The organism is Flavobacterium johnsoniae, from assembly GCF_030388325.1.
Classification (GTDB): domain Bacteria; phylum Bacteroidota; class Bacteroidia; order Flavobacteriales; family Flavobacteriaceae; genus Flavobacterium; species Flavobacterium johnsoniae_C.
In genome coordinates this window covers 2,071,824-2,084,410 of record NZ_CP103794.1, presented here as the reverse complement: position 1 = coordinate 2,084,410, position 12,587 = coordinate 2,071,824, and the positions used below count along the sequence as shown (strand labels likewise).

9 protein-coding genes are annotated in these 12,587 nt (G+C 31.1%); 1 reads left to right on the top strand and 8 read right to left on the bottom strand.

The annotated features are described in order from the left end of the window. Positions 1 to 27 precede the first annotated feature (27 nt). The 7 genes from NYQ10_RS09185 to NYQ10_RS09155 all read right to left on the bottom strand — a co-directional run bounded on the left by NYQ10_RS09185 (position 28) and on the right by NYQ10_RS09155 (position 10,298). The gene (locus NYQ10_RS09185; protein ID WP_026730439.1) at positions 28 to 255 is read right to left on the bottom strand and encodes a PspC family transcriptional regulator; all 228 of its coding nucleotides are present in this window, start codon (positions 253 to 255) and stop codon (positions 28 to 30) included. A 72-nt stretch (positions 256 to 327) separates the two neighbouring features. Next, positions 328 to 1,599, bottom strand: coding sequence for a DUF2851 family protein (locus NYQ10_RS09180; protein ID WP_289880198.1), 1,272 nt, complete (start codon positions 1,597 to 1,599; stop codon positions 328 to 330). 72 nt (positions 1,600 to 1,671) lie between these two features. Further along, on the bottom strand, positions 1,672 to 2,154 hold the full coding sequence (locus NYQ10_RS09175; protein ID WP_289880195.1) for a 3'-5' exonuclease: 483 nt from the start codon (positions 2,152 to 2,154) through the stop codon (positions 1,672 to 1,674). 78 nt (positions 2,155 to 2,232) lie between these two features. Continuing rightward, positions 2,233 to 3,594 (bottom strand): pyridoxal-phosphate dependent enzyme, encoded by a 1,362-nt coding sequence (locus NYQ10_RS09170; RefSeq protein WP_289880194.1) that lies wholly within the window; start codon positions 3,592 to 3,594, stop codon positions 2,233 to 2,235. Positions 3,595 to 3,634: 40 nt separating this feature from the next. After that, positions 3,635 to 5,518, bottom strand: a complete 1,884-nt coding sequence (locus NYQ10_RS09165; RefSeq protein WP_289880192.1) for a putative porin — start codon at positions 5,516 to 5,518, stop codon at positions 3,635 to 3,637. A 191-nt stretch (positions 5,519 to 5,709) separates the two neighbouring features. After that, positions 5,710 to 7,149: a RagB/SusD family nutrient uptake outer membrane protein gene (locus tag NYQ10_RS09160; RefSeq protein WP_289880190.1), complete on the bottom strand. Its 1,440-nt coding sequence runs from the start codon at positions 7,147 to 7,149 to the stop codon at positions 5,710 to 5,712. An 11-nt stretch (positions 7,150 to 7,160) separates the two neighbouring features. After that, positions 7,161 to 10,298 (bottom strand): SusC/RagA family TonB-linked outer membrane protein, encoded by a 3,138-nt coding sequence (locus NYQ10_RS09155; protein ID WP_289880188.1) that lies wholly within the window; start codon positions 10,296 to 10,298, stop codon positions 7,161 to 7,163. A 574-nt stretch (positions 10,299 to 10,872) separates the two neighbouring features. On the opposite strand from NYQ10_RS09155, the gene NYQ10_RS09150 reads away from it, so the two are divergent. Further along, positions 10,873 to 11,538: a ribonuclease HII gene (locus NYQ10_RS09150; protein WP_289880186.1), complete on the top strand. Its 666-nt coding sequence runs from the start codon at positions 10,873 to 10,875 to the stop codon at positions 11,536 to 11,538. A 61-nt stretch (positions 11,539 to 11,599) separates the two neighbouring features. Here NYQ10_RS09150 and NYQ10_RS09145 read toward each other — a convergent pair whose 3' ends face one another. Continuing rightward, positions 11,600 to 12,451 (bottom strand): nuclear transport factor 2 family protein, encoded by an 852-nt coding sequence (locus tag NYQ10_RS09145; RefSeq protein WP_289880184.1) that lies wholly within the window; start codon positions 12,449 to 12,451, stop codon positions 11,600 to 11,602. Between the last annotated feature and the right edge of the window lie 136 nt (positions 12,452 to 12,587).

Here is a 12,587-nt window from a genome sequence, read left to right as displayed (position 1 = left end):
TCCAAATCTAGATTTGGAGCTTTTTTTTTATAAATCAAATACTGAAGTTCTTTTTGAGCGAATTAAATCTTTCAATCTAATCCAGAATGCGAGCGTAAGATAAACGCCAAATCCTAAACCAGCTGTAACAAAAGAAATGTAAATAAAAAATAATCTCACATTTGTCACACGCATTCCAAGCTTATCTGCTAATCTTGAAGAAACATGAAAACCGTATTTTTCAAAAAAGAATTTGAGTTTTAAAATAGCTGACATTTTATGATTTTAGATTTTATACTTAAGATTTTAGATTCGAATAATCATTGGATCGCAAAAATACAAAATTATCTAATTTTTTTTTAGAAGTTCTAATCCTATCGCACAATTCAAACATGCTTTATGTGTACAATATTCATTTTTAAGTTCTAATAAAGTCTGACTTTCAAATGCATTTTTAGAATTTATCCCGAACGAATTAAACTTATCAATAGTTGCGTTTTTTTCTGAGGGCACTTCTTTCATAAAATCAATTAAATCTTCTTCAATAGATTCGCCCATAATATTTGAATAGATAAATTGAAGTGGAATTATTGTATTGATGACAATTAAGTCTAAAAACGATTTAGAAAGCCTTTTATTCTTCTCAACACTTTCTCTATCAAACTGATAATGATTTTGCCAATAAGAACTTGTAGAAACGCTTAAAATTCTGTACACACTCTCAACAGATTTTAAATCAATTATTTTAGAGAATAAGTTCTGCTGTTTGTGATATAAACTCGCTAATTGAGAAAGTCGAATTGTTGGAAAATTATCTGGACGAAGTTTAAAAAATTGAAGCGGATTTATGTATGTTTTTTCCAGTTGATATTTGTGTAACAGATAATAATATCGAAACTTCAAATCTTTAAAATAAACATCTTCTTTTTCTACATCCAATAAACCAGCAGTTCCAAAAAGTAAGGCTTCTAAATTTTCGTATTCAAAACTTTCTTTTCTTATAACAGAAAAAGGGATTGACTTTGCAATTTGCAAAAAAGAATTTCCATTTGTGTTTAGTCCAAAATTCTTTGCTAATAGAAAAAATAAAACAGCTTCCCAATCTTGATTTGTTTCTTTTAATATTTCAGAAATAAACTTTGATTTACGTTCTAATCTTTCGAAAAATAATCTTTCCTGCCAATTTTTAAAAACAAAATCGTCTAGTTCTTTTAATTGTTTTTCGCAGGAAATCCATGTTTTTGGAGAAATTAATGAATTGTAGTTTTCAATTATTTCTTTAGAAACATAATCTTTAAGAACCAAAACTGGAATCTCGGTATTATTTTTTCTATAAATTGGAGTATCATTTTCCCAAACTACATGAAGAATAACATTTTCATAAGCAGGATCTTTTTCATGATTATGCAAATACCAATCAGATGATTTTAAATGAATTTCAACATTGCCAGCCCATTTTTGATTTTCGATTATTATAAGAGCATTGAAAAAATCAGGACCAGAAAGTTCTAAATAATCACCTGTTTTAACAATAGTAATTAATTCATCTTGTGCGGTTTTCAAATTCAAGGTGTCAAACTTCTTGAATTTCCAGAGATAATGAAGAAATTCTTCTTTCATTTTTAGATTTTAAAGTATTTTTCAAAATCTAAAAATAATAAAAATTAATATTATTCTTACAAATTAATTTATTTACTGAAGCATATAAAGTTTTGCACAAGCACGAGCATCAGACAACGCTTCGTGATGATTAAGCTGAATATTCATTTCTCGACAACAGTCACTTAATTTTGTTGGTTTAATTCCCTTTGCTTTATAAATTTTAACCGTGCATTCCCATTTTGTAGCAATATTTAAATCTTCATAATTTAAGCCGTGAAGCAGCATTGTTTTCATCAAAACATTGCGATCAAAACTTTCATTATGAGCTACTACAACTCGATTTTTTAGTCTTTTTTCGATTTCAGGATAAATCTGAAAAAAAGATTTTGCATTGATGGTATCTTTTGGATAAATGCCGTGAACACGAATCGTAAATGGATTGTATTCATTGTTTGGAGGTTTAATTAAAGACACAAATTCGTCTACTATAATCCCGTTTTGAACCGTAACAATTCCAACCGAACACGGATGATAACCTGTTGCTGTTTCAAAATCAATTGCTGTAAAATTCATTTTATATTTTTAAAAGAAAAATCCACAAATCTAATCGAAAAACAATCAGATTTATGGATTAATTTTATTTGTAAAAGTCTATTTTATCGAACCTATGATATCATATTTTGTAATAATATGATGATGTCCATTTCCTAAGTCAACTAAAACAGCATCATTTTCTTTTGAGAAAAGTTTTGATACTTCTTCAATTGGCGTTCCTAATTTTACAATCGGAAATGGTTTTCCCATTACTTCCTTAATTGGTTTTTCGGCTACATTTTTATCTGCAACATAACTTCTAAACAAGTCTGTTTCATCAACAGAACCAACAAATCCATTAATATCAACAACTGGAATCTGCGAAATTTTATATTTACGCATACGCTCAATTGCATGCGAAACCAATTCTTCTGTACGTACAACAATCAATTCTTTATCAATATGATCTTTGATAACGTCTTCTGCCTTAGTTACATTCTCTTCTAAAAATCCACGTTCACGCATCCAATCATCATTGAACATTTTACCTACGTAGCGACTTCCAGAATCGTGAAAAAGAACCACAACGACATCATCAGGCTTGAAATGTTCTTTTAACTGCAAAAGACCTTTTATACAAGCTCCGGCAGAATTTCCAACAAAAATAGCTTCTTCTAAAGCGATCTTTCTAGTATAAACTGCTGCGTCTTTATCGGTTACTTTTGTGAATCCGTCAATTAAAGAAAAATCAACATTCTTTGGTAAAATATCTTCCCCAATTCCTTCTGTTATATAAGAATAGATTTCGTTTTCATCAAAAATTCCAGTTTCGTGGTATTTCTTAAAAACAGAACCGTAAGTATCAATTCCCCAGATTTTAATATTTGGATTTTTTTCTTTTAAATATTTCCCAACACCAGAAATTGTTCCTCCTGTTCCAACTCCAACTACAAAATGTGTGATTTTACCATCGGTTTGTCTCCAAATTTCTGGTCCTGTCTGCTCATAATGCGCCAATGAATTTGACATATTATCATACTGATTTACGTACCAAGAATTAGGCGTTTCTTCAGCCAAACGCTTAGAAACCGAATAATAAGAACGAGGATCTGTAGGCTCAACATCTGTAGGACAAACAACAACTTTTGCTCCTACAGCACGAAGAATATCCATTTTTTCTTTTGATTGCTTATCCGAGATTACACAAATTAATTTGTATCCTTTTACGATTGCAACAAGTGCAAGTCCCATTCCTGTATTTCCAGAAGTTCCTTCGATAATAGTTCCTCCAGGTTTCAAACGGCCATCAGCCTCTGCATCTTCAATCATTTTTACAGCCATTCTGTCTTTTACAGAATTACCAGGATTAAAGGTTTCGACTTTTGCCAATACTAACGCATCAATTTCAGCAACAATTTTGTTGAGTTTTACCAATGGCGTGTTACCAATTGTTTCTAAAATATTTTTTGAAAAGTCCATTTTATTTAAGTTTAATATAGTGGTTCTAATTAAATTCGGTTTATTGGAAGAAATTCCAAACTAAACCAAAACGCAATACAAAATCGCGATAAGGATTATTAGGCGCCGAGTAATAATTGCTTTGCGAAAAAAGCGCGTTCAAATGTTCTGCTTTCAAATAAAAACGTGTCTGACGAATTCTAGCATTTACGAAAAAATCGAAAGTAGCAAAACCGCCAATCTTTTCTTCTTGCTGCACAAAAAACTCTGCAATAACAGGGTTATAATCATCTCCGTAATATTTAGTCAGATAATTAAATACAATACCTGTTTGGATAAATAATGCTTTTTTGAAAAAATGATTTGAGTAATAAAACGTATTTCTAGTTACAAAATCAGGAACATTTAAAATCAAATCTGATTGATCTACTTTTTGGTATAAAAGTGTGTTATCTAACGCAAAAGGACCAAATTTAAATTCACGACTTGCTTTTATTTCTAAATAATTTATCACATTACCATACTGTTCTGGCGTAACAATTTGAACATTTGCAACTGACGATGTATCTCTAAAAAACAAGTGATCTTTTAATACAGTGTACTGAACTTGTCCCGTTAACCAAGGAGTTGTTATTTCGGCACTTAATGAATTTATTTTTTCATTTTTGAAATCATGTGACCAATTATATGCAACCCAACTACTTTGATATAAATTATAATTATTATTTGGCAGCTTATTGATATTACGATATCTAAAATCGAATTTAATTTTTTCGTTTAAATCATATCTCAATTTGGCATCTAAGTCAGAAAGTGATTGATTCGTAATAGATCTTGAATACAGAAATCTACCATTCCATTTGTTCTTTTGATATTCGTATTGTCCTCCCACATTATTAAATTGCAAGTACAAATTGGCAGGAATCGCATTGTTTAAAGAGTCAACAATTACTTTTTCATATTGATAATTGGATCTATAATCGTCTATAAAAAAATTAAACTTTCCTAAAAGAGAGTTTTCATACGCTGCACCTACTTTATTATAAAGTCTTTCATATTTTGTTTCGTCGTTGATTGCGCTTGCAACATACGAATCTCCAAAACGGTTTACTGTGGTAGTCACATTATTATTATCTGTAATAGAAGACGTTATTGTCTGCTGTTTATATTGATAATTTTTATATTCATAATTAAATTGATGCGTTAAATACAAATTGTTATTCCCATCTTTTGGATTTACCCTAAAAGCGTGGTCAAAAAACAATCTTCTACCTTTTAAAAGCGTTTCTGCATCGGTCAAATAAACCTGTAATCTTTGTCGATTTTTAAAATCGGGATCATCACTTTCAAAATTGGAAACATTTGTTATTCCTCCATTTTCTTCGTTCATTATATCCTGATTGGCAAAATGCATATTGATTGCATAACGTCTGCTGGTTGTAGCATAACTAGTTGTAAATCTGAAATTACCAGCACTAACCAATTGATTTATATAATCTCCTTCAGATCTTAAACCTTTGTAGGCAATTGAGAAATTAAGATTTTTGGATGTATTTAAAGTAATAAAAGAATCTACGTTCTGTCCTTTATTAATTGTAGTATTAAAAAACAATTCTGTAAATGGCGTTGCGGCCGAATAATATCGAATCTGATCTGCTTGCATATAATTGGAATGTTTCCCTGTAAAACCAATTTCTGGATACGGAGAAAAACTTGTCAAACTATATTGTAAGGTATTTAATGGCTGGCCGATATTAGAAAACTCTAAAAGTCCAAAAAGATCTTTTCTAAGATGATTCTGTCTGTAAGCACTTTTTATTGTTAGCGAAGTATCTGCATAAATAGTATCATGCTCTAAAGTGACTATCTTATATTGGTCTATAGTTGCTATTTTGGCTTTTTTCTTCTTTACGGTATCTGTAATACTAGAATATTCCGTATTCATATCTAAATCCTTTTTAGGAGCAGTTTTTTTTTCTTGAGAAAACAATATAGTTGAAAATAAACAAAAACCGAATAAAAATAAACTTCTTGCTAAATGCTTCATAATTTAGATAAATATATCCTGCAAATGTAAAAAGATAAAGCCGAGTTTGAAAAACAAACTCGGCTTTATTATTAAATTAACTAAAAGAATTATCGTCCGTCGTTTACCGAACCATCGATAAATTCATTAGCATCAATTTCAGCTTGAGGAATTTTCAAGAAGAATTTTTTATCATCTACTGCTAAATTTGCAGCAGCACCAATTCTATGATTACCAGTTCTAGTGATAGCTCTTCTCAAACGTTTAGCGTCAAACCATTCAACACCACATTCTCCGTAAAGCTCTTTTCTTCTTTCAACTAAAATTTCATTTAATAAGGCATCTCCAGTATTAGTAGACTTCACAGCATTAACATCTCTGTTTTTTTGCAAAACGTACAATAAATTATGAGCATCAGCTGTTAAACCTTGTCTAAATTTAGCTTCAGCTTCAATCAATATCATTTCTGGAGTTCTAATGATTGAATTATCACCCTCAAAAGTAAACTTAAATTTAGTAGAGATCCAATATCTGAAATCAGCTGTACTCGTTATTGCAGCACTCTTTCTTTGAAATCTTCTTCTAACATCAGTAGCAGAAAATAAATTTACGAAATCATTATTAATATATGTTGCAGAATATGAAGTTGTCAAATGATCCATCATAGAAGCTGGAGCATTAAAGTAATAGTTACTTTGATCAGCGCGATTAGCACTACCCCATAACCATTCTGTATTGTCAACATTATCAAATCCTGTACTATATTGAGCAGCGTTTAAAACTGCTGTTGGATTTCCACCGTAAGCCGCTTTAGCTGCAGCTTCAGCTTCTGGCCATTTATTTCCCATTGCTTGATAAACCTGAGCTAAAATAGCGTTTGCAACAGGCTTATTAATATAAGTTTTTCCTAATCTTGTATCTTTTAATCCAGCTACTGCTTTTTGCAAATCAGAAACAATAAAATCATATACTTCACCTACTGTTGACATTGGATTACCTGTTTGAGACAATTCAGTATAAATAGGCGGAGCAGGAAAACTTGTACCAGCAGCATAGGTTGGACAAAACTCTAAAACCAATTGATGATAAAAGAAACCTCTTAATGCATAACCATAGGCAGCTAATTCAACCTTATCAGCCTCAGTAAGAGCTGTACTTTTTTCTACACCATTAATTAATGCATTTGCTTGATTTACCATATAGAAAGAATAGTTCCAAGAAAAAACTGTTCTTCTGTATGTAGGCTCTCTATTATCATTAGCATAGTCAAAACCAAACCAGTTATCAGCTTGGATTAAATCATTTCCTTTTACTGATCTAGCAAAGAAAATTGAATTCAATCCTGCAGAATCAGTAGATGTATATTGCCCTCTGAATCTACTCATAATACCAGAAATAAAGGCCTCAACTCCGTCACGTGATGCAAAAATTACAGTCTCCGGAACACCCTCTGTAGGTTTTGGTTCGTCTAAAAACTCCTCACTACATCCCACCAACATCATCATTGCCATAAAAGCAATAACTACTTTTGATATAATATTTTTCTTCATCTTTTTTTATATTAAAATTCTACATTTAAACCAAATGAAACGACTCTTAAGTTGTATGATCTACTATCAGTAGTTCCAGCAAAGTTTTGCTCAGGATCAATCCCTTTATGAGATTGGAAAGTCAATAAATTATCACCTTGGAAATATAAACGTAATTTTGATAAATTAACTTTTTCAATTAAACTACTTGGAAAATTATAACCAAAATTCAATGCTTTTAATCTTACATAATCATTTTTGTATAAGAATCTAGTTGATGTTGTATTAAAATCATTATTTGAAGCTAACAACAATGGCACATCTGTAATGTCTCCAGGCGCTTGCCATCTATTTAACGCATCTACACTAACTGCTCTACCTGCACTCTTATAGCCTGCCTGCAAACTTGCATAAGAACTATCGTATACATAAGAACCAACGCTAAAATTAAATAAAATATTCAAATCAATATTTTTGTATCTGAAATAATTCGTCATACCTCCTACAAAATCAGGCAAAGATGATTTTCCAACATCATATCTAGTTGCTTGAGCATAAACTTTTGTTGTTTCACGCTCACCTGTTGGTTTACCATCAGCACCTAAAACATCTTTGTACCACATTCCGTAACCTGTTGCTGGATCTACACCAGCCCACTCTTGAATATAAAAATCATACAATGACTTACCAACTGCCCAACGTTTAGTTCCGTTAATAAAGCTTTCTTGAGTCAACTCTGTTATTTCATTCTTATTTGTAGATACGTTTATGTTAGTATTCCAAACAAAATTTTTAGTTTCGATATTTCTGGTATTCAAAGCAAATTCCCATCCATAATTTCTAATTCCTCCAACATTTGTTGTTACTCCTGTATTACCTGTAGATCCTGGTAACGGCTTATTGTATATCAAATCTTTTGATTTTTTATCATAATAATCCACAGTAGCTGTAATTCTATTATTAAATAAACCAAAATCTAATCCAATATCTGTAGTCTTGTTTTTTTCCCAAGTTAACAATGGGTCTACTGCACTTCCTAATACAACACCAGTATTATCTCCCTCATTCCAACCTGTCGCAAATAATTGTTGGTATGGGAAATAATTATCTGTACCATCACTATTAAGAGTACTACGGTTACCTAATTCACCATAAGATCCTCTTAATTTCAAATCACTAATTACTTTACTATTTTTAAGGAAATTTTCCTGAGAAATCAACCAAGATCCTCCAATAGCATAAAAGCTACCCCATCTAACATCACTATTAAATCTAGAAGAACCATCTCTTCTGAAAGAACCTTCAATGAAATATTTCTCATCATAATTATAAGCTAAACGGCCTAAATAACTAGAAATACGCTCTTCTGAAACATATCCAGAAACTGATGTTGGATTTGTACTACCTCCTAAAACATAAACTCCTGGTAAAAAACCTTCTCCTTGAGCTCCCATTGCATCTATTTTAAACTGGTATGCCTCTTGGATTAAATCTGCATTGAAACCATGCTTCCCGAAAGTTTTCTTGTAGTTTAAACTATTAATAAAATTCACTCCTGTTGTTATATTTCTGTTCTGAGTTACACGTCCTCCAACACTTGAAGCATAACCAACTTCATTACTTGCATAATTATAAGAATCATATAGATACTTATCATAAGCTAAGTTAGTCTTAAAAGTTAAATCTTTTGTGATATCAAACTCTAAATAACCGTTAGCAGTATAATTATCTCTATCATATCCTACTTTATACATATATAGCGAACCATATGCATTTTCATTATTAAAAGTTGGTCTTGTCGCGTTTACACTTTGTCCAACTACACCTCCTCCATAATCGAAGATTTTGTTTCCATTTCCATCATAAACTAAGTTACCACTTGCATCATGTCTGTATACTGGATAAACAGACGGAACATTATAAATCCACTGAATAGAACTTTGAAAACTAGAACCACTTTGTGAAGGGAAATTTTGTTTTGATGTAGAGTAAAACATTGTAACACCAGCCTTCATCCAGTTATTGATCTTAGTATCAACAGTTAATCTAGAGTTTATTCTTTCAAATTTTGATGTAACAACATTTCCTTCTTGAGACAAATAGTTTGAAGTAAAATTATATCTTGTATTTGAACTACCTCCAGAAAAAGATAAAGTATGTTCTGATCTTACTGCTGCATTATTCAACATTAGACCTTCCCAATCAGTATCCCACAATTTATTAGTCGTAACTAAATTACCGTTAGCATCAACAGGATTAGCAACTCCATATGGATTATAACCTATAGAAGATATTAAACTATTAGACGCATTCACACCCGCTGTTGCTGCAGTTTGCCCACTAACGTATTGGTTTGAATTTCTAATTGCTTCCCAATTTAATTTCATATAATCATCAGTGCTAACACGCTTATGCAAAGGCACTGCATTATCTGCAAAACCAACAGTTGTTGTAAAGTTCACTTTTGGAGCTGAATCAAATTTACCTCTCTTAGTAGTAATTAAGATTACACCATTAGCTCCTCTTGAACCATACAATGCAGTAGAAGACGCATCTTTCAAAACAGTCATTGATTCTACTTGATCAGCACTAATAGAGTTAATATTTCCACTAAAAGGAGCTCCATCCAAAACAATTAATGGTTCTGCCGAAGCATTAATAGAATTCACACCTCTAATACGAATCGTTGGATTTTCACCTGGCATACCACCAGCAGCAATAATATTCACCCCTGCAACACTACCTTGTAATGCAGTCATAACGTTTGTTGCTTGTTGCTTTAGAAGGACATCAGAACCTAAAGTTGCAACTGATCCTACGATAGACTTTGCTTTTTGTCTACCATAAGCTACAATCACAACTTCCTCAAGAGTCTTAGAGGCTGAGATCATACTTACATCAATCTGATTTGAAGTCCCAACAGTAACCCTTTTTTCTTCCATTCCTATAAATGAAAAAATGATAACGTCTCCTGTTTGTGCTTTTACTGAATATGTTCCATCAAAATCAGTCTGAACACCTTGTTTTGTACCTTGAACAGTTACATTTACTCCTGGAGCAGGACCACTAGCATCCGTTACAACTCCTTTGATGTTTCTTTCTTGCGCCATCATCAACTGCATTGATAATGTTGTTAAAAAGAAAAAAATCCATTTTAAGTTTAATTTCATTTTAAGTTATTTTGAATTAGTATTTCGCAAACATCATAAATTTTTCTTAAAATAACAAACAGTTTATAGGTAGCTTTTAATATCTTTTTAATGTTTCCTTAACAAAAGCAATTAATAATACAACAGTTTCACGCTTACACCTAGTTATATGTAACAAAATGGTTAAAAATGTTTTTTTGTTAACTCTTAATTTTAACACAAAATTAACATTTTAAGCATAACAATATCAGCTTTTTCGAGTTGCTCCAGCCTTTATTAATAAATAATATCTTAACAAAAACTTAATTTTAGAACTGTTTTCAACTCCTTTTTTGCTTTTTTTCTAGCGTTTTCTTTTTTTCTTCATGAAAAACAACAATACATCATCATTAAAAACCAAAAAAAAATGTAGCTTTTATCTGATTTACAGAACTTAAAAACTAAAAACAATTTCTAATTTTAGAAAAAAAAGCAAAAATTACCCGTTGCAATACTTGTTTTTAAATCATTAAAAAACTTCTTGATATTTTTTTGAACTTCATATTTTAGGTCAATTTTCAAAAAATCATAATATTTGCGTTTCAAAACAAAAAAAATGCTCGAAAAAAATTTCTCAGGGTTTATTTTAGAAACTGGAACCGACGAAGCCGGCCGCGGATGTCTTGCCGGACCAGTTACAGCCGCAGCTATAATTTTACCAGAACATTTTGAGAATCAAATATTAAACGACAGTAAACAGCTGTCTGAAAAAACTAGAGCACTTTTAAGACCAATTATAGAAAAAGAAGCTTTATGTTTTGCGGTTACTCATTTATTTCCAGATGAAATTGATGAAATAAATATCTTAAATGCTTCTATGAAAGGAATGCAAGAATGCATCTTAAAACTCAAGCACATTCCAGAATATATTATTGTAGACGGAAATCGTGCTATAAATGCCAAATTAGGACTTAAAAATACATTTGGAAGACAATTTACTGCTGAAGAAATTACTTTGCTAAAATCTATCCCAAATAAGAGCATTATAAAAGGAGATGGCAAATATTTGAGTATTGCTGCAGCCTCTGTATTAGCCAAAACCTATCGTGATGAATATATGGATCAAATTCATGAAGAATTCCCAATGTACAATTGGAAAAAAAACAAAGGCTATCCGACTAAAGAACATCGAGAAGCAATTAAAAAATATGGTACTACAAAATACCATAGAATGAGTTTTAGGCTTTTACCGGAACAACTCGAATTAAATTTTTTCGAATAAAAAAAGCGACCTAAAATTAGGTCGCTTTTATTTTAACTAATTAGTATTCACTTTTTACTAATTACTTCTTACTTTTCAAAAATTCTGCAAACTGTTTTGTGTCGTAATAAAAAGGTCTAACTGCCGTTATTTTTCCATTTTTTAAATCAAAATGCTCAGAAATTGGCATCGACATACTTTTTCCTGATTTTTTAGATTTACAACTTATCGTGAAATAAATAATCACTTCATTTTTAGAAGCATAACTAAAATAAGTTGGTTCTTTTTCTATTTGCAATTCAAAAAATTCTGTTGATTTGGCAAACATTTTAGTCCATTCGCTAAAACCAACAAAAGTTCCTCCGTAAGGCAAACCTGTCGCTTGATAGTAAGTCGCTCCATCTTCAATCAAAGTTGCCATTGCATCAAAATCTCTTGTTTTAAAAAGGCATTCATAATACTTTGTAACTATTTTTTGGTTGTCTGCTTCTAGATTTTTCAGAAGATCAGCTTCAGACAAAGCAGCATCTTTATCCCAAAAACCAATAATTTTACTGACTTGCCCTTTTCCGTTTAATCTTGCAAAATCTCGACCGCCCATTATAAGCTTATTTTTCGAGTCAACAATTTTCCATTCCCAAGTCACATAATTGTCTTTTATAATCTTTGGTCCTGATGATAAAATAGCATCTGGAAATTTTTTGTAAAATTCGTTTATCACATTATTAAAAGCTGCCGTTCCTTTTATCGATGCCGAAGGATCTTCAAAAGTACTATCTTCGAGCCAAATCGATTTAATCATTTTTAATCGAGTATCACTATTTTTCTCCTGCCATGCTTTTTCGTAAGCAGTAATTGGATACAATTTATCTTTCTTCTGAGCAAAAAGACCATTAAGAATAAATAGAAAACATAATAAGTAGATTTTTCTCATAAGGTATTTGGTTAGATTTGATTAAACTTTACTTGCGATGTTTTCAAATTTAGCACAAATAGACTAGACAATTACATAAGTTATATAATTTACCATCCTTTCAAAATCTTAACTTTTGCCAATTGTTTTTTCATTT